The sequence below is a fragment of the Streptomyces sp. NPDC002888 genome, from assembly GCF_042888465.1.
Taxonomy (GTDB): domain Bacteria; phylum Actinomycetota; class Actinomycetes; order Streptomycetales; family Streptomycetaceae; genus Streptomyces.
In genome coordinates this window covers 99916-125019 of the sequence record NZ_JBIAPU010000016.1, presented here as the reverse complement: position 1 = coordinate 125019, position 25104 = coordinate 99916, and the positions used below count along the sequence as shown (strand labels likewise).

The following is a 25104-nucleotide window of genomic DNA, read 5'->3' as shown; positions in this document are numbered from 1 at the left end:
ATGCTCCCCGGCCGTCCTGCGCTGCCGGGGCCGCCAGCAGGTCTTCGGACTCGGGGTCACCCGGACGAAGCGCCTTCCCGGACCGCGATCGCCGTCCAGTGGCCGTTGCTCCGCCCGTCGCCCTCACCGCTGCGCGTCAGCTCCGGATTCGCACCGGATTCCCTGACCCACGCACGTACGTGTACGCACATGGGTACGACTGGCCCCGGCAAGCTACCACAGGCGCCGGGTGCCTCTTTCGGGCAGCTCGGCCGTCAGTGTTCGGTCCCCTCGTCGCCGGGCTGCGTGAACACCCTCAGGATGCGCTCGGCGGCCAGCGTCGCCGTCAACTCGCCTTCCCTGACCTGCTGTTCGAGGGCCGGTGCCAAGGCCCGTACCGCCGGATCGGCGTGCAGGCGGCCGAGGAGTTCGTCGCGGACCATGCTCCACGTCCAGTCGACCTGCTGGTCGCGGCGCTTGGCGGCGAGACGCCCCGTCGAGTCCAACAGCGCGCGGTGCTGTTCCAGACGTTCCCAGACGGTGTCCAGACCGGTGGACTCCCGGGCGCTGCAACTCAGCACGGGCGGTGACCACGCCGCGTCCCTGCCGTGCATCAGGCGCAGCGCGCCCGCCAACTCCCGTGCCGCCGCGCGGGCGTCGCGCTCGTGCGGGCCGTCCGCCTTGTTGACGGCGATCACGTCCGCCAGCTCCAGGACACCCTTCTTGATGCCCTGCAGCTGGTCGCCGGTGCGGGCGAGGGTCAGCAGCAGGAAGGAGTCGACCATGTTGGCGACCGCGGTCTCGGACTGGCCGACGCCGACCGTCTCCACCAGGACCACGTCGTAGCCGGCCGCCTCCATCACCACGATCGACTCGCGGGTCGCCTTGGCGACCCCGCCCAACGTGCCCGCGGTGGGGGAGGGCCGGACGAAGGCCGCCGGGTCGACGGCCAGGCGTTCCATGCGGGTCTTGTCGCCGAGGATCGAGCCGCCCGTACGACTGGACGACGGGTCGACCGCCAGCACCGCCACCCGGTGCCCGAGCCCGGTGAGCAGGGTGCCGAACGCGTCGATGAACGTCGACTTGCCCACCCCCGGCACACCGCTGACGCCGATCCGCCGGGCCCGGCCGCTGTGCGGGAGCAGCTCGGTCAGCAACTCCTGTGCCAGCGCCCGGTGCTGGGGCCGGGTGGACTCGACGAGCGTGATGGCGCGCGCGATGATCGCCCGCTTCCCGTCGAGGACACCCTTCACATACGTGTCGAGGTCGATCGCCATGGGCTTCAGAGGCCGTGCCCGAGATCGGCCGACAGCTGCCGGACCAGGTCGTGGGCCGCGTCCGGGATCACCGTGCCGGGCGGGAAGACGGCCGCCGCGCCCATCTCCAGGAGCGTGGGCACGTCCTGCGGCGGGATCACCCCACCGACCACGATCATGATGTCCTCGCGCCCCTCCTCGGCGAGTTGCTCCTTCAGCGCCGGTACGAGGGTGAGGTGACCGGCGGCCAGCGAGGAGACCCCGACGATGTGGACGTCCGCCTCGACGGCCTGGCGGGCGACCTCGGCCGGGGTCTGGAACAGCGGGCCGACGTCCACGTCGAAGCCGAGGTCGGCGAAGGCGGTGGCGATCACCTTCTGGCCGCGGTCGTGGCCGTCCTGGCCCATCTTGGCGACCAGGATGCGCGGGCGGCGGCCCTCGGCCTCCTCGAACGCGGACACCAGGGTGCGGGTGCGTTCCACGGACGGGGACTCGCCTGCTTCGTTGCGGTACACGCCGGAGATCGTACGGATCTGGCTCGCGTGCCGTCCGTACACCTTCTCCAGGGCGTCGGAGATCTCGCCCACGGTCGCCTTGGCGCGCGCCGCGTGCACGGCCAGTTCGAGGAGGTTGCCGTCGCCCCCGGCGGCCCGGGTCAGCGCGTCCAGCGCGTCCTGGCAGGCCCGCTCGTCCCGCTCCTCGCGCAGTCGGCGCAGCTTGGCGATCTGCTGGGCGCGTACGGAGGAGTTGTCGACCTTGAGGACCTCGATCTGTTCGTCGCTGTCCACGCGGTACTTGTTGACGCCGATGACCGGCTGGCGCCCGGAGTCGATCCGGGCCTGGGTGCGGGCCGCGGCCTCCTCGATGCGCAGCTTGGGGATGCCGGCGTCGATGGCCTTGGCCATGCCGCCCGCCTGCTCGACCTCCTGGATGTGCTGCCAGGTCCGGCGGGCGAGGTCGTACGTCAGCTTCTCCACGTAGGCGCTGCCGCCCCACGGGTCGATGACCCGGGTCGTGCCGGACTCCTGCTGGATCAGCAGCTGGGTGTTGCGGGCGATGCGCGCGGAGAAGTCGGTCGGCAGGGCGAGGGCCTCGTCGAGGGCGTTGGTGTGCAGCGACTGGGTGTGGCCCTGGGTGGCCGCCATCGCCTCGACACACGTACGCGTCACGTTGTTGAACACGTCCTGCGCGGTCAGCGACCAGCCGGAGGTCTGCGAATGGGTGCGCAGCGACAGCGACTTGCTGTTCTTCGGGTCGAACTGCCTCACCAGCTTCGCCCACAGCAGGCGCGCCGCCCTCAGCTTGGCGATCTCCATGAAGAAGTTCATGCCGATCGCCCAGAAGAAGGAGAGACGAGGTGCGAAGGCGTCCACGTCCAGGCCCGCCTCCCGCCCGGCCCGGATGTACTCCACGCCGTCGGCGAGCGTGTACGCGAGCTCCAGGTCGGCCGTCGCCCCCGCCTCCTGGATGTGATAGCCGGAGATGGAGATGGAGTTGTAGCGGGGCATCCGCTGCGAGGTGAAGGCGAAGATGTCGGAGATGATCCGCATCGACGGCTTCGGCGGATAGATGTACGTGTTGCGGACCATGAACTCCTTGAGGATGTCGTTCTGAATGGTCCCCGCCAGCTTCTCCGGCGGCACGCCCTGCTCCTCCGCGGCCACGATGTACAGCGCGAGCACGGGCAGTACGGCGCCGTTCATCGTCATCGACACGGTCATCCGGTCCAGCGGGATGCCGTCGAACAGCTGACGCATGTCGTAGATCGAGTCGATCGCCACGCCCGCCATGCCGACGTCACCGGTCACCCGCGGGTGGTCGCTGTCGTAGCCGCGGTGGGTCGGCAGGTCGAAGGCGACCGACAGGCCCTTCTGGCCGGCGGCCAGGTTGCGGCGGTAGAAGGCGTTCGACTCCTCGGCGGTGGAGAAGCCCGCGTACTGGCGGATCGTCCACGGCTGGTTGACGTACATGGTCGGGTACGGGCCGCGCAGGTACGGCGCGATGCCCGGGTACGTGCCGAGGAAGTCCAGGCCCTCCAGGTCGTGCCCGGTGTAGAGCGGCTTGACCGGGATGCCCTCTGGGGTCTCCCACAGCAGGTCGTCACCGTCGGTCGCCTTCTTGACGGCCGTACGCCACTCGTCGGCACCGCCGTCGACGGCCGGGGTCCCCAGTTCGATCTCGGAGAAATCGGGGATTCCCATCAGGACACTCCCATGCGGTCGAGGGTCGCGGACAGTACGGCGACGGCGTCGCATCCCGCGAAGACGTAGCCGTCGACTCCGGAGTACGGCCCGGGGCGCCCGGCGAGGGACACGTGCGAGGCGCCGACGGCCCTCAGTTCCGCGGCCACGGCTTCTGCCTGCTCCTGGTACACCGCGTCGCTGGAGCACAGGCACACTTCCGTGGCGCCGCTGTCCTCGAACGTGCCCTCGGTGACGGGCTCGATACCGCCCGCCTGGAAGAGGTTGGAGGCGAAGGTCGCCCGCGCGGTGTGCGCGGCGGCCGGTCCGATGGTGGCCAGGAAGACGCGCGGCCGGGAGCCGGTCGCGGCCAGGTGGGCGTCCGAGCGGGCACGCAGCGCCTCGTACGCCTCGTCGCGGCGCACGCGCGGAAGACCACCCGACGGCGCCGCGGGCGCGCTCTCGCGCACGACCGGCTTCTCGGCGAGGAACGGGAACTCGCTGACACCGGTGACGGGTTCGCGCCGCTTGGCGAGCTTGCCGCTGCGCGTTTCCCAGGTGGCTGCCAGGTCCTGCCCGAGACGCCCCGAACGCAGAGCGGCCCTCAGGCCGCCCAGCCGCTCGATCCGCTGGAAGGACTCCCAGCCCGCGTGGGCGAGTTCGTCGGTGAGCCGCTCCACGTACCAGGAACCGCCCGCCGGATCGATGACCCGGGACAGGTGCGACTCCTCGATGAGGATCGTCGAGGTGTTGCGGGCGATGCGCCGGGCGAACGCGTCCGGCAGTCCCAGGGCGTGGTCGAAGGGCAGCACGGTGACGGAGTCGGCCCCGCCCGCGCCCGCGGCCAGCGTGGCGATGGTCGCGCGCAGCATGTTCACCCACGGGTCGCGGCGCGTCATCATCACCGGCGAGGTCACCACGTGCTGGACCTGCGCCCCGGCGCCCGGGACACCGCAGACCTCGCCCACCCGCGCCCACAGCCGGCGCGCCGCGCGCAGCTTGGCGATCGTCAGGAACTGGTCGGCCGACGCGGCGTACCGGAACTCCAGCTGCGCACAGGCCTGTTCGACGGTGAGCCCGGTCCCGGTCAGCTCGCGCAGGTACGCCACTCCGGTCGCCAGCGAACAGCCCAGCTCCTGCGCCGCCGAGCCGCCGGCCTCGTGGTACGACAGCGCGTCCACGGTCAGCGCCCGCAGCCCCGGGTACTCCTCGGTGCACAGCCGCGCGAGCCGGGCCACGGGCGCGAAGTCGTACGCCTGCCCGGTACGGGCCTCGTGCCCGAGCGGATCCGCGCCGAGGTTGCCGCGCGCCGCCCCCTTGGCGACACCCCGCTCCTCGTACAGCCGCAGCAACTCATGTGCGGCGACCTCGACCTCACGCCCCGCGTCGAGGACGACGGGGGCCAGGTCGAGGTGGACGCCGTCGAGGACCCGGCCGAGCGACGACACCGGGATCCCGCCCTCGCCGACGGTCAGCCACAGGGAAGTGACGCCGTTCTCCAGGTCCGCGAGCACCGCGGCGCCGTCGGCCGTCGTGTGCCGTTGCCGTACGTCCCAGCCGCCGACCGCGTTTCCTTGGGGCCGGCTGCCCCGCACGAAGGGCGCGAACCCGGGGAGGCCGGGCTCGGGTGCGGCGTGGCTCGCGGTGTACAGAGGCGGGGTGCGAAGCCCGTCCTCCAGCGGGGTGGACAGGGCTTCCTCGGCTTCCGAGTCCTCGACGTCCTTGCCCGATTTGCGCAGGACACCCGCAACGAGGCGCTGCCACTGCTCATGGGTCACGTCTGGGAACTCGGCGGCCAGTTCAAGCCCGTCGTCAGGCAGGACCGTCATGCTCGGATGCTAGGCCAGGAGACTTGAGCGGCAGCAGAGGCAGGGCTGTGACCTTGCCCTCGCCGTGACTGTGACCTGCCACTCCCCGGGGTGCGTTCGAAGCCGGGGCAGGTCACGTCGACGGCTGCGCCGGCAGCACATGGTCGCCGACCTTGTCCGTGCTGAGGCACAGTGAGCAGACGGCCGCGTCGTGGGTCCGGCAAGCGGTCAGGTCGGGGCGCTCGTACGCCTGGTGGCAGACGTGGCAGTCGTACGTCGTGGCGCTGGGGTTGCCCTCCGCGTCGAGCAGCGGTTCGTCGATGCCGTCGTCGGTGCGGCGCAGGTAGTACTTGCCCTTGGTGACGATCGCCATCAGCGGGGTGAGGACGAACGCGATGACGGCCGCCGCGACCGGGGAGTACGGCTGGAGGGTGTCGCCCAGGGCGTGGAAGTACAGGGCGATCGACAGGCCGGAGGCGGCGACGAAGGCGACGACACCGACGGGGTTGACCGGGTGGAGCATGCCTCGGCGGAACTCGGGGGCGTGCGGGGACAGCTTCAGCAGGTACTTGTTGACACCGATGTCGGTGGCGACGGTGACCACCCAGGCGATCGCGCAGTTCGAGTAGAAGCCGAGGATGTCGTTGAGGAAGCTGAACATGTCGGCTTCCATCAGGACCAGCGCGAAGGCCAGGTTGACCAGGACGAAGACCAGTCGACCGGGGTAGTGCCGGGTGACGCGGGTGAAGGAGTTGGTCCATGCCAGCGAACCGGAGTACGCGTTCGTGACGTTGATCTTGATCTGGCTGATCACGACGAGGGCGACGGCGAGCGGGACGACCATCCAGGACGGCATCATCGCGTCGAACGCGCCACGGAACTGCTGGATCGGCTCGGTGGCGGCGGCCGGGCCGACCTCGGCCAGGATGTAGACGGCGAGGAAGACACCGATGGCCTGCTTCAGCGCGCCCAGTACGACCCAGCCGGGCCCGGCCATCACCACGGCGGTCCACCAACTGCGCTTGTTGGCCTCGGTCTTGGGCGGCATGAAGCGCAGATAGTCGATCTGCTCGCCGATCTGCGCGATGAGAGACAGGCACACGCCCGCACCGAGGAGCACGGAGGCGGTGTTGACGCCGCCGTCGCCGTCGGTGCCCGCGTAGGCGAGGAAGTGGTCGACGGTGCCCGGGTCGGTGGAGACCAGGTAGACCAGCGGGGCGACCATCAGCAGCAGCCAGATCGGCGTGGTCCACACCTGGAGCTTGCTGAGCGCCTTCATGCCGTAGATCACCAGCGGGATCACCATCAGCGTGGAGACCAAGTAGCCCAGCCACAGCGGCAGTCCGAGGCCGAGCTTGAGGCCCTGGGCCATGATCGAGCCCTCGAGGGCGAAGAAGATGAAGGTGAAGCTGGCGAAGATGACGCTGGTGAGGACCGAGCCGTAGTAGCCGAAGCCGGAGCCGCGGGTGATCAGGTCCAGGTCGATGTTGTAGCGGGCGCCGTAGTACGCCAGCGGGAAGCCGGTGACGAAGATGACGACCGCGGCGACGGCGATCGCCACGAGCGCGTTGCCGGTGCCGTGGGCCAGCCCGATGCCGGCGCCGATGGAGAAGTCGGCCATGTAGGCGATGCCGCCGAGGGCGGTGGTCGCCACCACCATCGGGGTCCAGCGGCGATAACTACGGGGCGCGAAGCGGAGGGTGTAGTCCTCCAGGGTCTCCTTGACCGCCTGGTCGGCCGTCGGAATCGCCGCTCCGGACGGCAGACGTGACTCGGTAGTGCTCATGGCCAACCCTTCGGGGACGCGGTGGTGTTGTGGGGGCGCGGGGAGGGGGTGGACACGCTAGAAACCGCTTGTTTCCCGAAGCCTCCTGCGGGGTGAACGGACTGTTTCCTCCCGGGATGGGGCTGTGGCCGCAGCGACACGAGAAGGTCCTAGGTCCAACGCCTGATCAAAAAGCTACGCTCTTACTGCTAACGTGCAGCTGCATATCGTTCGCAATAAGGCCGAAGGATGTTGGACATGGCGGTTTACACGCTCCCGGAGCTTCCGTACGACTACGCGTCGCTCGCCCCGGTCATCAGCCCCGAGATCATCGAGCTGCACCACGACAAGCACCACGCGGCGTACGTGAAGGGTGCGAACGACACGCTGGAGCAGCTCGCGGAGGCGCGGGACAAGGAGTCGTGGGGCTCGATCAACGGCCTGGAGAAGAACCTGGCCTTCCACCTCTCCGGGCACATCCTGCACTCCATCTACTGGTACAACATGACCGGCGACGGCGGCGGTGAGCCGCTGGAGAAGGACGGCGTCGGCGAGCTCGCGGACGCGATCGCCGAGTCCTTCGGTTCCTTCGCCAGCTTCAGGACACAGCTGTCCAAGGCGTCGGCCACGACGCAGGGTTCGGGATGGGGTGTGCTCGCATACGAGCCGCTCAGCGGCCGGCTGATCGTCGAGCAGGTCTACGACCACCAGGGCAACGTCGGCCAGGGCTCCACCCCGATCCTGGTCTTCGACGCCTGGGAGCACGCCTTCTACCTGCAGTACAGGAACCAGAAGGTCGACTTCATCGAGGCCATGTGGCAGGTCGTCAACTGGCAGGACGTGGCCAAGCGCTACGCCGCCGCCAAGGAGCGCGGCGACAGCCTGCTCCTCGCGCCGTGACGGCGTAGTCCGCAGATGTCCTGCTCGTGATCGTCTTCTCAACCTTCACCGGCAGGCGGCACAACGAAGGGCCCTCGCAAGCAACTTGCTTGCGAGGGCCCTTCTGCTGCGGCGTGGGGTGGTGGGTGGGCCCCTGCGCGGAGAATGCGGCTTCAGGCGATGGAGGCCGAAATGATGGCGGACACGGCGAGGTTGCAGGACGCCGTCACCCAGACCGCGGGGTGAGGCTCCGGCTCGACCAGCGTCGCGCCCAGGCGCCCCGGGGTGATCAGGTCCACCACGAGGAACGCCAGGGCCATCATCACCAGCCCCAGCAGCCCGAACGCCGCGGTCGACACCAGTCCCTTGCCGAAGTCCTCGTACGTCGTCCAGATGGAGGTGAAGACGATGCCCCCGATACCGAGCAGCGCGGAGCTGAGCACCGTCGCAGCGTTGCGGTTGCGCTGTTCCCAGATCTGTCGGCCGAGCTTTCCGGGCGTCAGCACGTCGACCAGGACGATGCCGAGGACCAGCAGAACCAGGCCGAGGCCGCCGTATGCGGTGGCCCGCCCGAGTCCGTTGACGATGTCGCTCATGAAGTTGCCGACTCCGTAGGTGAGAGATCGTCACTGATCGCGGTCAAGGAGAGGCAAAATGTAGCGCACCCGTTCGGCCCTCTGATGGGCGCGCCTTGAGAGTCCCGAGCAAGCGAGCGCCTCGTCTCATTCGTTCCCCGGCAGCCGGACGGATAGCATCGGGGGCCTGCGTGGTTCCCAGCAGAGGCGACGTTCATGGATCCGGCCGGGGTATCTCCGCCCACAGCGAGCATCAGCCTGCGCCAGTTGCTGATGGCGCTGGGTGACTCGCTGGTGGAGGTGCAGGCCGCTCCCGCCGGGCTGGACGTCGAGATCCTGGGCGTTGCCCTGCTGGACCCCGAGGACCCTCCGACTGCCCAGCCGGGTGAGTTGGTCCTCGTCATCGGTGCCCGTGGCCGGGCCGCCCTTCCCGCCCTGCGGGCCGCCGCCCGCGACGGAGCCGCCGCCGTCGTGGTCAAACTGGACGGTCCGGGCCAGGCCGCGGCCCTCGGCGAGACCGCCGCCGAGGCCGGCGTGGCTCTGCTCTCCCTGCGCAGCGAAGCGCGCTGGGAGCAGGTGCACGCACTGGCGCGTGCGGCACTCGACGACGCGCCTCCGGGCCACCCCGGCGAAGGGGCCGAGGAGGGCGACCTGTTCTCGCTCGCCCAGACCACCGCCATCCTCACCAGCGGCATCGTCAGCATCGAGGACGTCGCCAACCGCGTGCTGGCCTACTCCCGCTCCACCGACTCCGACGAGATCGACGACCTGCGGCGGCGCTCCATCCTCGGCTGGCAGGGACCGGAGGCGTATCTGGCGAAGCTGCGCGAGTGGGGGGTGTTCCAGCACCTGCACTCCAGCGACCAGGTGATCGGTATCAACAGCCACCCGGAGCTGGGGATCCGCCGTCGACTCGCGGTGGCCATCCGGTCCGGGGACCGGCAGCTGGGGACCATCTGGGTTCAGGAGGGCCCGACGCCCCTGTCCGAACACTCGGAGCAGGTACTTCTGGGTGCCGCCCGGGTCGCCGCGCACCACCTGGTACGCCGCCGCCGCGAGCTCACCGAGGACCTCACCCTCACCCGGACGCTGCTGGCCGGACTGCTGGAGGGGAGCACCGGACCGCAGCCGCTGGCCACCCACCTGGGATTCGACGCCGCCCGCCCGGCCGCCGTACTGGGCTTCTCGTACGGGACGGCGGGAGCCGCCGCGCCGGAGGCGGTCCACGTCGGCGCCGCGCCGGAGCTGACCCACGCCGAGGTGACCAACCTGATCTCCGTGCACATCGCCGCACGGCACCGCAGCGCGCTGGTCACCCAGCTCGATCCCCGTATCTACGTTCTCCTGCCCCAGCTGCCCCGCAGCATCGACACCGACACGCTGCGCGGCTGGGGCCAGGAGATCACCGATGCCGCCCGCCGCCACCTGGGCCTCCGGCTGCGCGGCTCGGTGGGCTGCGTGGTCTCCGGGCTCGGGCACGCCCCCGAGTCGCGCCGGGAGGCCGATCGCATCCTCGACGCCATGATGGGCGCCGGTCTTTCCACCGCGGTCGCCGCGCTGCCGGACATCCAGGCGGAGGTACTGGTCAGCGAGATGCTGACGCTGCTCTCGGCCCACCCCGAGATCCGGGATCCACGACTGACCACGCTGGTGGCGCACGACAGCCGGCACCAGGGCCGACTGGCCGAGTCCCTGCTGGCCTATCTGAATTCCTTCGGTGACGTTCGGGTGGCCGCCGCCCAGCTGCATGTGCACCCCAACACGCTGCGCTACCGCATTCGCCGGGCCGAGGAACTGACCGGTCTCGATCTGAGCCGTCCTGACCAGCGTCTGCTGGCCATGCTCCAGCTGCGACTGCCGCCGCCCACCACCTGACCCGACTCCACATTGGCCGGTCGGACAGGCATTGAGGGTGAGTTTGTCGCCCTTCACAAACACGTCGCCCCCCGGCCCCCCATACGCTGGCGCAAATCCATTTCCGCAAGTGACACGGCTCACCTCCCACCAGGAGGCGGAGCGAGGCACGGACCTGCGGTGACAACCACGTCACCAGCACCGCATCCGGACATCCGCTCCACGCCGTGAACGCTTTTCCCGGGCGCCCGCTCCCCACAAGGCCCCCCAACCACCCCATGGATGTCGACATGACTGCACGTCCCCTCGATTCCGCGCCCCCCGACGCCACGCCGCCCGCAGGTGGTCAGCCCCCGGAGCAGGCAGGTCTGCGGGCCGGTCTCAAGAACCGCCATCTGTCGATGATCGCCATCGGCGGGGTGATCGGCGCCGGTCTCTTCGTGGGCTCCGCCTCCGGTATCACCGCCGCCGGACCCGGCATCCTCGTGTCGTACGTACTGGTCGGCGCCCTTGTCGTCTTCGTCATGCGCATGCTCGGCGAGATGGCTGCGGCCAACCCGTCCTCCGGCTCCTTCTCCGCCTACGCGGACCGGGCGCTCGGTCGCTGGGCCGGGTTCTCGATCGGCTGGCTGTACTGGTTCTTCTGGGTCGTGGTGCTCGCCGTGGAGGCGACCGCGGGTGCCGTGATTCTGGAAGGGTGGGTGCCGGCCGTACCGCAGTGGGCCTGGGCGCTGATCGTGATGGTGGTGCTCACCGCCACGAACCTGGCCTCGGTCGGTTCCTTCGGCGAGTTCGAGTTCTGGTTCGCGGGCATCAAGGTCGTCGCCATCACGGGCTTCATCGTCCTCGGCGGCCTCGCGATCTTCGGTGTGCTGCCCGGCTCCGACCACACCGCCACGGGCTTCGGAAATCTCACCGAGCACGGCGGCTTCCTGCCCCACGGACCCGGCGCGATCCTCACCGGCATCCTGCTGGTCGTCTTCTCCTTCATGGGCAGCGAGATCGTCACCCTCGCCGCCGGTGAGTCCCCGGATGCGCGGCGGGCGGTCGCCAAGGCGACCAGGAGCGTGATCTGGAGGGTCGGGATCTTCTACGTCGGCTCGATCCTCGTCGTGCTCACGCTGCTGCCGTGGAACGACCCCTCGATCGCCAAGCACGGCTCGTACGTAGCGGCCCTCGACTCCATCGGCATCCCGCACGCCGGGCAGATCATGAACTTCATCGTGCTGACCGCCGTGCTCTCCTGTCTCAACTCCGGCCTCTACACCGCCTCCCGGATGGCCTTCTCCCTCGGGCAGCGCGGCGACGCCCCGCGCTCCTTCGTACGCACGAACTCCCGCGGTGTCCCGCAGCCCGCGATCCTGGCCTCGGTGGCCTTCGGCTTCGTCGCGGTCGCCTTCAACTACCTGTGGCCCGACACGGTCTTCCAGTTCCTGCTGAACTCCTCGGGCGCGGTCGCGCTCTTCGTGTGGCTGGTCATCTGCTTCTCGCAACTGCGGATGCGGGGGATCATCCTGCGCGAGAACCCGGAGAAGCTCGTCGTCCGGATGTGGCTGTTCCCGTATCTGACGTGGGCGACGATCGCGATGATCTCCTTCGTGCTCGTCTACATGCTCACCGACGACAGCGAGGGCGGTGGCCGCAGCCAGGTCCTGCTCTCCGTGCTCGTCGCCGCGCTGGTGATCGCGATCTCGCTGGTCCGGGAACGGGTCCGCCGCAACGACGCCAAGGAGGTCGCCGCGGTCCGGTAACCGCCGCGACCCGCCGTACCGCGTCTCTGGCTCCCCGCCGCTTTCGGCGGGGAGCCGTTCGCCGTCCTGGTGCGCGGCGAGGTATCGCGTGGAGCCCCACGGCAGGAGATCACTGGAAGCGCGGGCCCTAGAGTGGGGTCAAGTGGACAGTAGTCCGGTACTGGGAAACGTGGCCCCGAGGAGGGTGAGTGGAGCCGAAGAGCGATGCGCCTCAGCGCTCGGACGCGCAGCGCAACCGTGAGCGCATCCTGGAAGTGGCGCTGGCCGAGCTGACGCGTGCGCAGGACGTTCCGCTGAGCGCGATCGCCAAGAAGGCGGGGGTCGGGCAGGGCACGTTCTACCGCAACTTCCCGAGCCGCGAGGCGCTCGTCCTGGAGGTCCACCGCCACGAAGTGCGGCAACTCACCGACAGTGCGGCCGAGTTGCTGGAGACACGGGATCCTGCCCAGGCCCTGCGCGAGTGGATGGACCGCCTCGCCCGGTTCGCCATGGCCAAGACCGGTCTTGCCGACGCTCTGCGCCAGGCCACCAGCGCGACGGGGAACCCCGCGAGGCCCGGCTGCTCAATGGTGGTCGGCGCCATCGAACTCCTTCTCGACGCCAACCACGAAGCCGGCACCATCCGCCCGGGTGTGCACGCCGACGACTTCATCCTCGCCATCGCCGGCATCTGGCAGATCGACCCGAACGGCGACTGGCGGCCCCAGGTCACCCGTCTCCTGGACATCGTCATGGATGGCCTGCGCGCGGGTGCTCCCGGGCAGGTGTAGGGGCGCCCGCCGCCTCGGGCCCGGGGCCAGGTCGTGAGGTGTGCCTTGCTGACCGGACAGCTGTCCGCTACGTTTCAGGCGTAGTGGACAGGTGTCCGATTAGGTCTGTCGTCGAGGTGTGATGCGGCCTGCAACCTGCCTCCATCCCCTCCCCGCGCGGAAGGTCACCCCTGCCATGAAACTGCTCATCCTGGGCGCCACCGGTCCCACCGGCCGCCATGTAGTCGACCTGGCGCTGCGGTCCGGCGACTCGGTCACGGCCTTCGTGCGCAACCCGGCGGCCCTCGGGGACCTGGCGGACCGGGTTGCACCGGTCACCGGGGACGCCACTTCGACACGCGACGTCTCCGCCGCGGCGGTCGGGCAGGACGCCGTCATCTCAGCCCTCGGTGCGGGCACTTCGCTGCGCGCGAACGGTCTCTTCACGCGCGCCTCGGCGGCCGTGATCGGTGCCACCGCGGAAGCGGGGGTGTCCCGCCTGGTGTGGCTGTCGTCGTTCGGTGTCGGCCACACCTTCGACTGGTCGAGCGGCCGCCAGAAGCTGATCTACCGCACCTTGCTGCGGTCGCTCTACGCGGACAAGGTGATCGCTGACGAGCGCATCCGCTCCAGCGGGCTGGACTGGACCGTCGTCTACCCGACCCGCCTGACCCACGGCCCCGCCCGGGGCGCGTTCCGAGCGGACGACCGTCTGCCGATGAAGGGCAACCCGACGATCAGCCGTGCGGACGTGGCCGCCTTCATGCATCAGGCGGCTCACGGCGGCGAGTGGATCCACCGCAGCCCCGTGATCACCGACTGACGCGGCACGGTGCGGGCGCGTGCCGGGTCAGTCGGTGTCGGTCCGCGACCCGGCCACGTGCCTCGATTCGGGCGACGGCCGCGGCCCGGCGTTCTTCGTCGCGTCAGGCGGCTGCCTTCAGCGCGGCCGCCTTGCCCTTGGTGGCGGCGTCCTCGTGCGCCTTGGCCTTGGAGGCCTCGGCGAGCGGGATCAGCTCGGTCATGGCGGGGTTGGAGTGGGCCATGGTGAGTTCGGGGACGATGAAGTCGACCTCCATGCCGAGCATGTCGCCCAGGATCGCCTGGAGGTAGTTCTGCACGTACTCGTAACCCTCGCGGGGAGTGCCGGGGGCGTAAGAACCGCCACGACTGGCCACGACGTAGGCCGGGGTGCCCTTGATCGGTGACTCCTCGGCCATGGCGGTGCGGCCCATGAGGATCACCTGGTCGAGCCAGGTCTTCAGCGTGGACGGAACCGTGAAGTTGAGCATCGGGGCACCGATGAGCACGGCGTCCGCGCTCTCCAGCTGCTCGATCAGCTTCAGCCGCGGCGCGAAGGCCGCCGTCTGCTCGGGGGTGCGACTGGCCGGGTCGGCGAACCCGGCGGACGCGGTGAGGGCGTCCAGGTGCGGTACCGGGTCGGCGTCGAGGTCCCGGTAGATCACGGTGCCGTCAGGATGCTGTTCCTCCCAGGCCTTGCGGAAGGCGGCCGTGACCGACCGGGAGGCAGAGGCGGACTCGGGGAAGAGGGACGAGTCGAGGTGCAGCAGCGTTGCCATGGGAAATCTCCAAAAGGGCTGGGAACGGCACGGGTGATACGCGACAGAAGCGCTGCCGTTCCGTGTGTACCTATTGATAGCACAGCTACTTACTTTTTTTCATCAACGATGGTGGTTGCAGTACACTCCAGGTATGGCGGAAGAGGTCACTGAACCCTGCAAGAGGGTGGACGGCGCGATCGCGCGCGTCTTCGCGCTGCTGGGAAAGCGCTGGTCCGGCCTGATCGTGGCCGTGCTGATGGAGCGCCCCGTGCACTTCTCCGACCTGCGCCGCGCCATCCCGGGCATCAGCGAACGCATGCTGTCGGACCGGCTGACCGAACTGGGCGCGGCGGGCCTCGTCGTGCGTGAGGTGGACGAGGGCCCGCCACTGCGTGTCTCGTACCGGCTGACCGACGCCGGCGCAGCCCTGGAGCCGGCGCTGAAAGAGCTGCGGGGCTGGGCCGACGAGCATCTTCCGGAGGCGTGGGGCATCTCGCTGCCATGCCCCGGTGGGGCGACCGACGGGTCCGGGAGTTGAGCCCACCTTCTCAGGGTCAACCGGTGGAGGCCGCTCCTTGTGCGTCCGGGAACAAGGCGCGGGTGCGGTCGGGGCCGGGGGAGACGAAGACACCCTCCGCTGTGACCGCGGCGACCGACGGGTCCTCCTCCGCGCTGATCGAGCCGTCCACGAAGATCTTGCGGCCCTCGGTGCCCGTGACGCGGGCGAACACCCGCAGTGGCGTGTCCACGGGGACGGGCCGGTGGTACCGCACCTGAAGAGAGACCGTCATGCCGGGTGTCCCGGCCTCGGCGCAGGCCCAGCCCATCAGTTCGTCCAGCAACATGGCGCTCATGCCGCCGTGACCGTAGCCGGGCGGACCTTCGTGGGCGATGCCGAGGGTGCAGCGGCCGACGACGCCACCACCGTCCGGGGCCACCCGCATGGGCGGGGCGAGGGGGCTGCCGGCACCGGTGACGGGACTGTACATCCGTACGCCTCCGGGAAACTCGTCCACGGCCGGGATCTCCGCTCGTGCGCGCCGTCGGCCGGTCAACTGCCCGGTGAGCCGACGGACGCCGTCCGTCACACGGTGCAGGACGTCGGTCGGGGCCGCGGTGCGTACGGTGGCGTCCACCAGGGCCCTCAGTTCGTGGCCGAGTGCGGCGATCGCCACCCGCTGGTGGTCGAGCTGCTGCGCTGTCTGTCGTGCGGGATCGGTGTGCGTCATCAGGGTTTCGGTCCGTGGTGCGTTCATCGGGTTTCTCGGTCGGGGCGTGGTGAGCCGTGGACGGGACGCGGTCAGCCGTCGGCGCGGACGAAGACGGGCTTGAGGTGCTTCTCGGGGAGTGCGTTGGGGAGTTGCTCCCAGTCGAGGACGTGGGAGACGACCCGGGCGGGGTCGACGGCGCCGGAGCGGGCGAGGTCGAGGGCGTCGGGAATGTGGTCGCGGACGTTGTCCCGGGCGATGCGCAGGGTGACGCCGGTGAGGTACATGTCGAGCAGCGGCAGCTCGCCGGGGCGGAAGTGGTTGCCCGCGGACTCGCAGACACCTTCCGGTGCCAGGGACCTGACCGCGAGGGCGAGTTGGTCGACGCGCCCGGTGGCCTCGACGGCGATGTCGAAGCCGTGCCGGACGGGCTCGAGCGTCTCGGCGGTGGCGGCGCCGTAGCCACGGGCGATCTCCCGGTGTGCGGGGTCCGGATCGACGTACAGCACCTCGGAGGCGCCCAGTGCGCGGGCGATGTCGCAGACGTAGAGGCCGATGCTGCCGCGGGCGACGACCAGGACGCGGGCTCCGGGCCTGTTCTTCAGATGGGGGGCGACCAGCCGCCACGACAGGGACCAGTTGTCGGACGCCGAGGCCATGGCGACCGGGTCGAGGTCGGCGGGCAGGGGGACGAGCATGGCGTCGGCCCACGGCACGCGGACCAGGTCGGAGAAGAGGCCGCCCCAACTGCCGCCGATCGGCGCGCCGTACATGGCCATGTGCGGTACGGCCGTGCAGTGCGCGGTCAGTCCGGCGCGGCAGTGGTCGCAGGTGCCGCAGTTGACGGACCAGGGCACGACCACCAGGTCACCGGGGGTCACGGTGGTGACGGCGTCGCCGGTCTCGACGACCCGGGCCACGCATTCGTGACCGAGGGCGAACGGCGGGTCCACGCTGTGTTTGATGTGCGGCTGCCGCCGCGTGGCGTGCCCGGCGAGGATCGCCGAGTCGACGTCGCAGGAGGTGGCGGCGACCGGGGCGACGATCGCCTCCTGGTCGGACCGGAGCTCGGGGTCGGGCGCCTCGCGCCATTCGACGGTGTGCCGGGCGACGTAGGTCAGTTCACGCATCGGCCTGCTGCCCCTTCGCCGCGGCCACCAGGTCGGCGTAGCGGATGACCGATCCACCCGCGCCCCAGGTGCCGTCGGCCTGCTCGTGCACCAGCACCCACACCCGCAGGGCGTCGGCCCGGGAGAGCCCGGCGGCGTCGAGGACCGTCCTGGTCGCATCCTCGACCAGGCCGGCCTTGCGCCGCTCGGACAGCGCACCCTGAGGGACCGTCACCTCCACGAGGAAGCGGGGCACTTCGTCCTCGGCGGTGGTCTGCGCCCCCGCGGGCAGTTCGACGAGGTAACTCCATGCCTGGGCGCGGAAGAACGCGGTGTCGGGTGCGCCTTCCCAGCGAAGCAGCACGGTGGCCAGCTCGCGCTGGACGGTCCCCCGGCCTTCCTCGGTCAGCGCGTCGTGCGGGACGGTGAGCCGGATCATCGGCATGACGGGGTCTCCCTTCGGCTGCGCGCACAGCGGCCGTGCAGGACATGCACGGCGGCCGCTCGCGGACTATGGCAGTCGTTATAACGCCAGCTCACGCTAGACTATGACGAGCGTTATAGCCAGAGGGGGGTGGTGCGGGACGGCGAGAAGACGTGCGACGACAGGGCCGGCGGCAGCGGCGGCCCGCGCCTGATGCGGCGCTCCCGTTGGGGTGCCGTCGCAAGGCCCTACTGGACCAGTTCCCAGTCCTGTGAGCCGTCCGATACCGCGTTCTGCAGGGTCAGTTGGGCGCCGGCGGACGCACCGGTCAGGTACAGGTTCGTGTTCTTGACGGACTGCAGCTTGTAGAACCCGTCGCTGGTCTTGACGAGGTTCCAGCTGCCCGTCGTGCTGTTGTCCACCCACTGGCCGATCTTCTGGCCGACGGTCGCGTTCCCCGTCCAGATGGCCGCCGCGCGTCCCCCCGACTTGTTCAGCAGCGTCACGCCGCCGCCCGGCTCGGTCACCACGTGCCAGAACTGCGTGTCCGCGTTCGCCGCCGAGCCCGGGGCCTCCAGCCGGACGTCGGGAACGTCGCCGTTGCCGAGGTTCGCGTCGTTGGTCTTGTTCCCGGTGCCGATCACCTGATCCGTCTTACGGTTCACGAGCTGGTAGTAGGGGCCGTCGGAGTGGCCGAGATCGACCTCGGCGAAGGCGAGCGTCGACGTGCCCTGGTTGTTGAGTATCGCGATCCGGCCGGTGCCCTCGACGTACTGCAGGTTGCGGCTGTAGCCGGCCTGCGAGGTCGTCTGGTACTCCTTCCACACGCCGTCGCTGCGCCCGCTCTCGTTGACCCAGACGTTGCCGCTGCCGGCGGCGTTGTAGACCAGGCGCCCGCCGGGAAGCCTGATGAGCACCGGGCTGCCGTTGGCCGAGAGAACGTGTGAACCGGTGTCGACCGGCAGCGAGTTGACCCCCGTGCCGGTGGGTGAGCCGGTGTAGAACTTCAGCGGGTCGTCGGCGATCCGGTATCTGGTGTTGGCTCCGCCGCCCCAGTACTCGTAGGTGAGGAGCCACTTGCCGTCCGTCGTGCGGACGACGTTCGCCATACCTGGCCGCCCGCCTCCGATCTCCGACTTGCCGCCACCCATGTCCTCGGTCAGGCCGGCGATGTCGACGACCGGTGCGCTCCACTGCGCACTCCGGCCGTCCCAGGTCTTGTGCACGAGGATCTGGCCGAGCGAATCCCTGGCGGTGTCGTTCGCCGGGTCCAGGGTCGGCACGCCGGTGGCCGGATCAAAGCCGGTGTAGTCGTTCTCGTCGGAGTAGTAGCAGACGAGCCTGCCCTTGTAGACCATCAGGTACGGCTCCCAGAGGGGGTCCGCCTGCTTGTTCGTGTTCGCGCCCGCGATGTTCTGGCCGAGTGCGCCCGCGCTGCCGCCCTGCCAGCCGCCGGTCGCGACGACGTTGAGAATCTTCCACGTCGCACCTTCGTCGGTGCTGGAGTACAGCGCGATCGCCAGGTCCTTGCGGTCTCCGTCGTTGGACGGCGTCCAGTTCGGGTCGGCCGCCTTGTGCTCCTTGTAGTAGTAGTCGTCGCCCGAGACGACACTCGCGAGAAGCAGCGTGCCCTGCTTGAGGTTGCCGACGTCCTGCGGAAGCACGTAGAGATACGGGTTGGTCCAGTTGCTCGTGTACTTCGCGTACTGCGGGTCGCTGGAAATGTGCGCCGGAGCCTTCACCTCGGACAGCGGCTGCCACGTCGTTCCGCGGTCGTCGCTCTTGTAGACCGGGAGAGTCTGCTTGTCGGCACTCCCTGTCTCCGGCACCACAGTGGACTTCTCGAACGACGCCACCAGACGACCGCTGGGCAACTGCGCCGACTTCGGGTAGATCGCACAGTTGCCACGCCCCTTCAGGCACGGATCGCTACCGAGTTGGTAGAGAATCCCGCCCGTCGGGTTGTACGCCCGTGCCGTGGACGCGGGGATCGCCAGCATCGCGGACGCCGCGACGAAGGTTCCCATTGCTCGTCCGAGTCTTCTTCTCTGCATGGTCTCTCCCAGAGACGTGGCCTGCCTGCATGACTGCGCAGTCATGACAGCGCAGTCATGTCTACGCAGGCATGCGGGCCTCGTCAAGAGTTCGGAACGCATCCGTGACAGCGAATGCGAGGACGTCCTGGAGACCGAGGCGTCGCGGCCGTTGCGCAGCACACTCGTCACGCCCGGGCAGCCGCTGAGACAGCGCACCTCGCGTGGGCGCCCGAGGTTCCCGGGCGGCGTCGGACGGCGGGCGCCCTACGGTTCAGGGAACGTTCCGCCAGGACGCGTCGTCGAAGTCGGCCGCCAGGCCGCCGCCGGTCAGGTCCCAGGCCCACAGTCCGACGAACGCTCCGGTGAAGCCGAGGGCCCGGATCTGGCCGTCCTCGAACTCCTCGGCGTGCTCGTCGGACAGCACCGTGGCATCGAGGGCCTGGCCGATGGGATGCCAGTCGTGACCGGTGGCGGTGGCGGTGGTGGCGTAGCGGAAGCGCAGGACGGGTCCCCGGAGGTCCAGGCCGAGGCGGAGGCGGCGGGTGGCGCCGAGGGGGATCCCGTCGGCTTCCTCCACGGTCAGCGCGCCGCGGTCGCAGCGTGCCACTCGGAGGACCGCCTGCCCCTCGTCGTCCGCGGTGACGTGCAGGAAATACCAGTTGCGCGTGTTGTAGTACGCGGTGATCCCGGCCAGGTGCTGGAAGGATCGTGGGCTGTACTCGATCGTCGCCTCGAACGCGCCGTCGTGGGACGTCACCCGGCGGGCGACCAGGCTGGGGGCGATCAGGCTCTGCGGGGAGTGGCCACCGTGCAGCCGGAGGTGGGACGGGCGGGCCGTGAGGGTGACCCAGTCGGGTGTGGCGGGGCGGCGCAGTGTGGACCACTGCGGCCCGAGGGCCGGGTGGTCGAATCCGTCGACCTCGTCGATGTCGGCCAAGGACCTGTCGGATTCGTCGGCGGGCAGGTCGGGAGCAGGAACTTCCAGCCCGGGCAGACCAGTGGGGACACACGGCCACCCGTCGGGAGTCCAGGTGACCGGCGCCAGCGCGGTCTCGCGGCCGAGCACGCACGGGCCTTGGCGGCCCTGGGGCCGGGCCACGAGATAGGCGAGGTACCACTCGCCCTTCCCGGTCTCGACCAGGCTGCCGTGTCCGGCCTTCTGGAGAGGCAGGTCCTGGTGGTGGCGGGCGGTGATCAGCGGGCCGTGCGGGTTCCGTTCGTAGGGGCCGGTGAGGGTGCGGGAGCGGGCGACGGTGACCTGGTGGTCGTAGCCCGTGCCGCCGTCCGCGGTCAGCAGGTAGTACCAGTCGCCACGGCGGTAGAGGTTCGGGCCCTCGATCCAGCCGGCCTGCGGCGGCAGCGCGATCCGCACCGGGTCGCCGACCAGGCGGCACGCGCCGCGGTCGTAGCGGGTCGCCTCCAGGCCGGCCGAGCCACCGTGGCCCGGCCGCCAGTCGTGGACCAGGTTCAGCAGCCAGCTGTCGGGGCCGTCGTGGAAGAGGGACGCGTCGAAGCCCCGCGCGTGCAGGGGCACCGGGTCGGACCAGGGGCCATGGATCGAGGGGGCCGTCGTGAGGCGGTTGGGGCTGTCGGTGAAGCCGCCCGCGTACGTGGAGACGTTGCTGTGGACCAGGTGGAACAGGCCGTCCACGTGGGTGAGGTTGGGGGCCCACACGCCGCCCGAGTCGGGGCAGCCGGTGAGGTCCAGGAGACGTGTGGTGTCCAGGGCCCCACCGAGCGGTCGCCAGTTCACGAGGTCCCGGGAGTGGTGCAGTCGTACGCCGGGGTGCCACTCGAACGTCGAGGTCGCCAGGTAGAAGTCGTCGCCGACCCGCAGCACGGACGGGTCCGGGTGCGAACCGGCCAGGACCGGATTGTGAATGACCCGGTTGCTTCGCTGCCGCATACGCCTCGTCCGCCTCTCGAACCCCGAAGGCCCTGGCCGCGATGGCTCTACCAGCAAAGACCCTTGATCGCAGAGGACCGTACTGTCGAACACGTTCGCACGCAATGTGCAGGGTGCATCGCCGCGAGTCGCGCGGCGTCGACCGTCCGCGTACCACCCTTGGCCGGCCATTCATCTGTGCGCGAAGCATTGACAGCACCTGCCCGGCGGCAGAGGATCGCGCCTGCAAGCACGCGATTGAAACGATTCAATCATGGAAGGCCCCCCGATGCAGCACATCTCCCGGCGGTCCGCCCTGTGTTCCGCCATATGCGTGGCCCTCGTCCCACCCTGGGTTCTCTCGTCCTCCCCGGGCTGGCTTCCACGGCGTCCGTCGCGGTGCCTGGAGCGCGAAGTGGATCCGGGCTCCGTCCAGTACGTCGAACCAGTGGGTGGCGTTCCGTAGATCGTTCGCCCTGGCGTCGGCGCCGTCGAAGGCCGTGACGCGGATCGCGGCGGACTCCAAGTACTGGCTGTGGGTGAACGGCACGCTGGTCGTCTTCGACGGCCAGCTCAAGCGCGGTCCCAACCGCACGGACACCTACTACGACGAAGTCGACCTCGGCCCGTACCTCACCAGCGGCAACAACACGGTCGCGCTGCTGGTGTGGTACTTCGGCAAGCAGGGTTTCTCGCACAACGGCAGCGGCAAGGGCGGCCTGCTGTTCCAGTCGGACATCACCACAGGCTCGAACACCGCCCGGCTGGTCAGCGACACCAGTTGGAAGCACACCGTCCACCCGGGCTACTCCAACAACACCAGCGGTACGCAGGTCAACTCCCGGCTTCCCGAGTCCAACGTCTACTACGACGCCCGCAACGCCACCGCGATGACCGGCTGGGAGTCCTTAAGGCTTCGACGACAGCGCCTGGAGCGCGCCCACCGACTTCGGCGCCGTGGGCGTCGCGCCCTGGAACGCTCTGGTGGAGCGGCCGATCCCGCAGTTCCGCTACTCCGGCCTGAAGTCCTACACCAACGCCTCGTCGCTGCCGTCCACCGGCCGGGGCTCCACCGCCATCTCGGCAACCCTGCCGTCCAACATCCAGGTCACTCCGTACCTGAAGGTCGACGCTCCGGCCGGTGCGGTGACTTCGACCGTGTCCTGTGGAACGCCTCGAAGAACGAGTACCGCTCGCCCGGCTACACCAAGGACACCGACGACCGGGCCAACGCCCTCGCCGTGGTCGCGGGCCTGGCTCCCGCCTCCCGCCACCGGGCGGTGACCGAGGTGCTGCGCACGCACCTCAACGCCAGCCCCTACATGGAGTTCTACGTCCTGGAGGCGCTGTACCTCATGGGCGCGGCCACCGTCGCCGAGGAGCGGATGCGCAACCGCTTCGCCGCCCAGGTCGCCGACCCCACCTGCTACACGCTGTGGGAGCTGTGGGGCAAGGCCGCCGGCACCGACAACCACGCCTGGAACGGCGGCCCGCTGTACGCACTGTCCGCCTACGTCGCCGGTGTCCGCCCGACCAAGCCCGGCTGGACGACGTACGACGTCATCCCGCAGACGGGCACCCTCACGAAGGTCAACACCGTCACACCCACCGTCAGGGGCGACATCCGTTTCGGCATCGACCGGGCCGCCGACAAGGTGACCCTGACCCTCACCTCGCCGAGCGGCACGACGGCCCGCGTCGGCGTGCCCACCTACGGCGGATCCCAGCCCGTCATCCAGGTGAACGGCACCACCGTCTACACGGGCGGCTCTGCCACCGGAAACGTCAGCGGACTGACGTATGCGAGCAAGGACACCTCCTACGTCTACTTCACGCTCCAGCCGGGCACGTGGACTTTCACCGTCACCGGCGCGGGCCGTCTCGACAACCTGGCCCTGGGCAGGTCCGTCTCCAGCAACAACAGCCTGGAGAACAGCAACTGGGGCAGAAGCCGGCTCACCGACGGCAAGCTCACCAGCGTGACCGGTGCCAACCCAACGGCACCGCCCAGACCTACACCCTCACCTCGGCCACCGGCCGCCATCTGCGCCTGAAGGCCACCCGACTCGGCGCCCCCGCCTCCGACGAATCCACCCGCTACCGCCTGCAGTTGGCCGAGATCCGCATCCAGTGACGTGCTTGCCGTGGGCTCCTGATCCACACTTCAGGTGGATCAGGACGGCAACTGCACACAGAAGGCAGTCCTCCCCGCCAAGTCGGCGCCTTCGGCCACTCGAACACCGCGACCTGGTGAGTAGCCGACCGCGCCACCCATCGTCGAAGGGCATCAGCACACGGCATCGCCCGGGCCCACGGCACCTGGCAACACAATGCGGTGCTGTCCAGCCGTCCGAATGTCCGGGGCCGGGGCCGGTTCCGCGTCGGCCCGGCGGTCAGGAGGCGGCCGGAGCGTCGTCGTCGGGAACGGGTGACGTACCGGTGAGATTCGCCTCGATCCGGGCGAGCAGGTGCATCGCCTGGTCGTACTCCTCGCCGGTGAGGCCGAGTGCGGTGACCTGCTCCAGGTCGCGCCATGCCTGCAGCACCCGGTCGCGCAGGGCCTGACCCGCCCGCGTGGTGTTCACCACGACGGCCCGGCGATCGCGCGAGGAGGGTCTGCGGGTGACGAAGCCGGACTGTTCCAGGCGCTGAAGCATCTTGGTGACGGTGGACGGATCCAGGCCCAGGGTCTTGATCAGGTCCGCCTGGCGCTGTTCGCCGCGCTCCCACAGCTGCATCATGAGCAGCTCCTGGCCCGGATACAGCCCGGTCTCGCGCAGGAGGGTGCCGGCCATGATCCGGTGGACGCGAGCGGCGCGGAAGATGGCCTCGCTCATCGGGGCGTCGGCGACGGTGGGAACCACGTCTTCCTTGCCCTGCACCGGTTCGGATGTCGGCGGCATGTTCGGCTGTTCCTCCCGCGTTGCGTGGTGTCGTGTCACGCACGATCATCTCACCCTTCTTCCATTGGTCGGCCAATGGCTAAACCGGATCGTGCGGGCGTTGGCCTTGGTGCACCCGCCGGTCCCGCGCCCTGGCCGTCGGTGGACGAGGCGGCGTGACGAGACCGCCGGCGTCGTCGGCCGTACCGGAGGATGAACGCACACGGCGCGACTCGGGGTGAGTCGGGCCGCTGGGTGCGGGGGAGGAGGGCCGCTTACTGGGGAGGGACGGTCCACTCGCGCCTGGCCCAGGACTCCAGGGTGGTCAGCTCTGGGTGCTGGGCCCGCAGGGCGGGGAGGTCGGCCCGGAATCCCTGGTCGTTGAACCAGCCGAACATGAGGCCCATCTCCTCGCTGAACTGCTTCACCTGTTCGATGGGCAGCTCCTGGAAGCGGGTGGGCAGGCCCGAGACCTTCTCGAACACCTCGGCCATCTGCGGGCCGGTCAGTTCGTCCGCGGCCAGTTCCACCTGGCGGCCCACGTACTGCCGCGGATTCTCGAAGGCGTCCGCGGCGAACAGGCCGATGTCCTCGGCGGCGAACATCTGCAAGGTGACGTCGGGCTTGAGGCCCAGGGCGAGGACCAGCCCGTCGCCGACGCGCTGTGGGCCGGTGAAGGCGAAGTTGTTGATGAAGAAGACCGGGCGCAACACCGTGGCGGGCAGCTTGAGTTCGGCGAAGTACTGCTCGAGCCGGCCCTTGCTCTCGAAGTGGGGGACGCCGCTGCCGCGTTCGGCGCCGCCCACCGAGCCGTAGACGAAGTGCTCGACCCCGGCGCGCAGCGCCGCGTCCGCGACCGCCCGGCCCTGGCGCTCCTCGCTCTCGATGCCGCCCGGGCCCATGATCGTCTGGACGCTGTACACGCCGTGGACCCCGCTCAGCGCGGCGTCGAGCGACTGCGGGGCGTCGAGGTCTCCCGCCACCACCTCCGCGCCGGCTGTGGCCAGCGCCCGGGCCTTCGCCGACTGCGGATCACGCGTCAGCGCGCGCACGGGCCGGCCCCGGCGGAGCAGTTCCCGCGCCACCGAACCGCCCTGGTTGCCTGTCGCACCCAGCACGAGGATGGTCCCCCCGGAGTTGTCGGTGGGCATGGCACACGTCCTCTCGGTCGCTCCTGGTCACTCTTGGTCGGCCAATTAAAT

General features: G+C 69.7%; 20 protein-coding genes and 1 riboswitch. Of the genes, 7 read left to right on the top strand and 13 right to left on the bottom strand.

Features of this window, described 5'->3' with window-relative positions; translation table 11 throughout:
- Nucleotides 1–17: 17 nt before the first annotated feature.
- A riboswitch (cobalamin riboswitch) is annotated at nt 18–219 on the bottom strand.
- Nucleotides 220–254: 35 nt separating this feature from the next.
- From meaB to ACFYWX_RS25630, 4 genes are all read right to left on the bottom strand, one after another.
- Nucleotides 255–1256, bottom strand: coding sequence for a methylmalonyl Co-A mutase-associated GTPase MeaB (gene meaB / locus ACFYWX_RS25645; RefSeq protein WP_389426437.1), 1002 nt, complete (start codon nt 1254–1256; stop codon nt 255–257).
- 5 nt (nt 1257–1261) lie between these two features.
- Nucleotides 1262–3436: a methylmalonyl-CoA mutase gene (gene scpA, locus ACFYWX_RS25640; protein ID WP_389426436.1), complete on the bottom strand. Its 2175-nt coding sequence runs from the start codon at nt 3434–3436 to the stop codon at nt 1262–1264.
- A complete protein-coding gene (locus tag ACFYWX_RS25635; protein WP_389426435.1) occupies nt 3436–5244 on the bottom strand; it encodes a methylmalonyl-CoA mutase family protein in 1809 nt (602 codons plus the stop codon). The genes scpA and ACFYWX_RS25635 overlap by 1 nt, the downstream gene beginning before the upstream one ends.
- A gap of 112 nt (nt 5245–5356) precedes the next feature.
- On the bottom strand, nt 5357–7009 hold the full coding sequence (locus tag ACFYWX_RS25630; protein ID WP_389426434.1) for a purine-cytosine permease family protein: 1653 nt from the start codon (nt 7007–7009) through the stop codon (nt 5357–5359).
- 237 nt (nt 7010–7246) lie between these two features.
- Between ACFYWX_RS25630 and ACFYWX_RS25625 the strand changes: the two genes are divergently transcribed.
- Nucleotides 7247–7888, top strand: a complete 642-nt coding sequence (locus ACFYWX_RS25625; RefSeq protein ID WP_389426433.1) for a superoxide dismutase — start codon at nt 7247–7249, stop codon at nt 7886–7888.
- A 152-nt stretch (nt 7889–8040) separates the two neighbouring features.
- On the opposite strand, the gene ACFYWX_RS25620 is transcribed toward ACFYWX_RS25625, so the two are convergent.
- The gene (locus ACFYWX_RS25620) at nt 8041–8463 is read right to left on the bottom strand and encodes a DUF350 domain-containing protein (RefSeq protein ID WP_389426432.1); all 423 of its coding nucleotides are present in this window, start codon (nt 8461–8463) and stop codon (nt 8041–8043) included.
- 195 nt (nt 8464–8658) lie between these two features.
- On the opposite strand from ACFYWX_RS25620, the gene ACFYWX_RS25615 reads away from it, so the two are divergent.
- From ACFYWX_RS25615 to ACFYWX_RS25600, 4 genes are all read left to right on the top strand, one after another.
- Nucleotides 8659–10317, top strand: coding sequence for a PucR family transcriptional regulator (locus ACFYWX_RS25615; protein WP_389426431.1), 1659 nt, complete (start codon nt 8659–8661; stop codon nt 10315–10317).
- 269 nt (nt 10318–10586) lie between these two features.
- Nucleotides 10587–12047 (top strand): amino acid permease, encoded by a 1461-nt coding sequence (locus ACFYWX_RS25610; protein WP_389426430.1) that lies wholly within the window; start codon nt 10587–10589, stop codon nt 12045–12047.
- 188 nt (nt 12048–12235) lie between these two features.
- Nucleotides 12236–12817: a TetR/AcrR family transcriptional regulator gene (locus ACFYWX_RS25605; RefSeq protein ID WP_389426429.1), complete on the top strand. Its 582-nt coding sequence runs from the start codon at nt 12236–12238 to the stop codon at nt 12815–12817.
- Nucleotides 12818–12992: 175 nt separating this feature from the next.
- Nucleotides 12993–13619 (top strand): NAD(P)-dependent oxidoreductase, encoded by a 627-nt coding sequence (locus tag ACFYWX_RS25600; protein ID WP_389426428.1) that lies wholly within the window; start codon nt 12993–12995, stop codon nt 13617–13619.
- 103 nt (nt 13620–13722) lie between these two features.
- Here the strand turns inward: ACFYWX_RS25600 and ACFYWX_RS25595 are convergent, their stop codons facing one another.
- Nucleotides 13723–14376 carry an FMN-dependent NADH-azoreductase gene (locus tag ACFYWX_RS25595; protein WP_389426427.1) on the bottom strand — a complete coding sequence of 218 codons (654 nt, stop codon included), beginning with the start codon at nt 14374–14376 and terminating at the stop codon, nt 13723–13725.
- Nucleotides 14377–14509: 133 nt separating this feature from the next.
- On the opposite strand from ACFYWX_RS25595, the gene ACFYWX_RS25590 reads away from it, so the two are divergent.
- Nucleotides 14510–14896, top strand: coding sequence for a winged helix-turn-helix transcriptional regulator (locus ACFYWX_RS25590; RefSeq protein WP_389426426.1), 387 nt, complete (start codon nt 14510–14512; stop codon nt 14894–14896).
- Between the two features lie 16 nt (nt 14897–14912).
- Here the strand turns inward: ACFYWX_RS25590 and ACFYWX_RS25585 are convergent, their stop codons facing one another.
- From ACFYWX_RS25585 to ACFYWX_RS25565, 5 genes are all read right to left on the bottom strand, one after another.
- Complete coding sequence (locus ACFYWX_RS25585; protein ID WP_389426425.1) at nt 14913–15587, bottom strand: PaaI family thioesterase; 675 nt, start codon at nt 15585–15587, stop codon at nt 14913–14915.
- 71 nt (nt 15588–15658) lie between these two features.
- Nucleotides 15659–16696, bottom strand: a complete 1038-nt coding sequence (locus ACFYWX_RS25580) for a zinc-binding dehydrogenase (RefSeq protein WP_389426424.1) — start codon at nt 16694–16696, stop codon at nt 15659–15661.
- A complete protein-coding gene (locus tag ACFYWX_RS25575; protein ID WP_389426423.1) occupies nt 16689–17120 on the bottom strand; it encodes a 4-oxalocrotonate tautomerase family protein in 432 nt (143 codons plus the stop codon). The genes ACFYWX_RS25580 and ACFYWX_RS25575 overlap by 8 nt, the downstream gene beginning before the upstream one ends.
- 227 nt (nt 17121–17347) lie before the next feature.
- Entirely contained in the window at nt 17348–19126 is a 1779-nt protein-coding gene (locus ACFYWX_RS25570) for an RICIN domain-containing protein (protein WP_389426422.1), read from the bottom strand.
- 280 nt (nt 19127–19406) lie between these two features.
- Nucleotides 19407–21041, bottom strand: a complete 1635-nt coding sequence (locus ACFYWX_RS25565; RefSeq protein ID WP_389426421.1) for a family 43 glycosylhydrolase — start codon at nt 21039–21041, stop codon at nt 19407–19409.
- A gap of 431 nt (nt 21042–21472) precedes the next feature.
- Between ACFYWX_RS25565 and ACFYWX_RS25560 the strand changes: the two genes are divergently transcribed.
- Nucleotides 21473–23074, top strand: coding sequence for an alpha-L-rhamnosidase C-terminal domain-containing protein (locus ACFYWX_RS25560; protein WP_389426420.1), 1602 nt, complete (start codon nt 21473–21475; stop codon nt 23072–23074).
- 339 nt (nt 23075–23413) lie between these two features.
- On the opposite strand, the gene ACFYWX_RS25555 is transcribed toward ACFYWX_RS25560, so the two are convergent.
- Nucleotides 23414–23923, bottom strand: a complete 510-nt coding sequence (locus ACFYWX_RS25555; RefSeq protein ID WP_389426419.1) for a MarR family winged helix-turn-helix transcriptional regulator — start codon at nt 23921–23923, stop codon at nt 23414–23416.
- A gap of 254 nt (nt 23924–24177) precedes the next feature.
- A complete protein-coding gene (locus ACFYWX_RS25550) occupies nt 24178–25053 on the bottom strand; it encodes an NmrA/HSCARG family protein (RefSeq protein ID WP_389426418.1) in 876 nt (291 codons plus the stop codon).
- Between the last annotated feature and the right edge of the window lie 51 nt (nt 25054–25104).

What these genes read in the sequence shown, in the direction of transcription:
- meaB (WP_389426437.1), bottom strand. Translation starts at nt 1,256, where the DNA reads ATGGCGATCGACCTCGACACGTATGTGAAGGGTGTCCTCGACGGGAAG.
- scpA (WP_389426436.1), bottom strand. Translation starts at nt 3,436, where the DNA reads ATGGGAATCCCCGATTTCTCCGAGATCGAACTGGGGACCCCGGCCGTC.
- ACFYWX_RS25635 (WP_389426435.1), bottom strand. Translation starts at nt 5,244, where the DNA reads ATGACGGTCCTGCCTGACGACGGGCTTGAACTGGCCGCCGAGTTCCCA.
- ACFYWX_RS25630 (WP_389426434.1), bottom strand. Translation starts at nt 7,009, where the DNA reads ATGAGCACTACCGAGTCACGTCTGCCGTCCGGAGCGGCGATTCCGACG.
- ACFYWX_RS25625 (WP_389426433.1), top strand. Translation starts at nt 7,247, where the DNA reads ATGGCGGTTTACACGCTCCCGGAGCTTCCGTACGACTACGCGTCGCTC.
- ACFYWX_RS25620 (WP_389426432.1), bottom strand. Translation starts at nt 8,463, where the DNA reads ATGAGCGACATCGTCAACGGACTCGGGCGGGCCACCGCATACGGCGGC.
- ACFYWX_RS25615 (WP_389426431.1), top strand. Translation starts at nt 8,659, where the DNA reads ATGGATCCGGCCGGGGTATCTCCGCCCACAGCGAGCATCAGCCTGCGC.
- ACFYWX_RS25610 (WP_389426430.1), top strand. Translation starts at nt 10,587, where the DNA reads ATGACTGCACGTCCCCTCGATTCCGCGCCCCCCGACGCCACGCCGCCC.
- ACFYWX_RS25600 (WP_389426428.1), top strand. Translation starts at nt 12,993, where the DNA reads ATGAAACTGCTCATCCTGGGCGCCACCGGTCCCACCGGCCGCCATGTA.
- ACFYWX_RS25595 (WP_389426427.1), bottom strand. Translation starts at nt 14,376, where the DNA reads ATGGCAACGCTGCTGCACCTCGACTCGTCCCTCTTCCCCGAGTCCGCC.
- ACFYWX_RS25590 (WP_389426426.1), top strand. Translation starts at nt 14,510, where the DNA reads ATGGCGGAAGAGGTCACTGAACCCTGCAAGAGGGTGGACGGCGCGATC.
- ACFYWX_RS25585 (WP_389426425.1), bottom strand. Translation starts at nt 15,587, where the DNA reads ATGACGCACACCGATCCCGCACGACAGACAGCGCAGCAGCTCGACCAC.
- ACFYWX_RS25580 (WP_389426424.1), bottom strand. Translation starts at nt 16,696, where the DNA reads ATGCGTGAACTGACCTACGTCGCCCGGCACACCGTCGAATGGCGCGAG.
- ACFYWX_RS25575 (WP_389426423.1), bottom strand. Translation starts at nt 17,120, where the DNA reads ATGCCGATGATCCGGCTCACCGTCCCGCACGACGCGCTGACCGAGGAA.
- ACFYWX_RS25570 (WP_389426422.1), bottom strand. Translation starts at nt 19,126, where the DNA reads ATGGGAACCTTCGTCGCGGCGTCCGCGATGCTGGCGATCCCCGCGTCC.
- ACFYWX_RS25565 (WP_389426421.1), bottom strand. Translation starts at nt 21,041, where the DNA reads ATGCGGCAGCGAAGCAACCGGGTCATTCACAATCCGGTCCTGGCCGGT.
- ACFYWX_RS25555 (WP_389426419.1), bottom strand. Translation starts at nt 23,923, where the DNA reads ATGCCGCCGACATCCGAACCGGTGCAGGGCAAGGAAGACGTGGTTCCC.
- ACFYWX_RS25550 (WP_389426418.1), bottom strand. Translation starts at nt 25,053, where the DNA reads ATGCCCACCGACAACTCCGGGGGGACCATCCTCGTGCTGGGTGCGACA.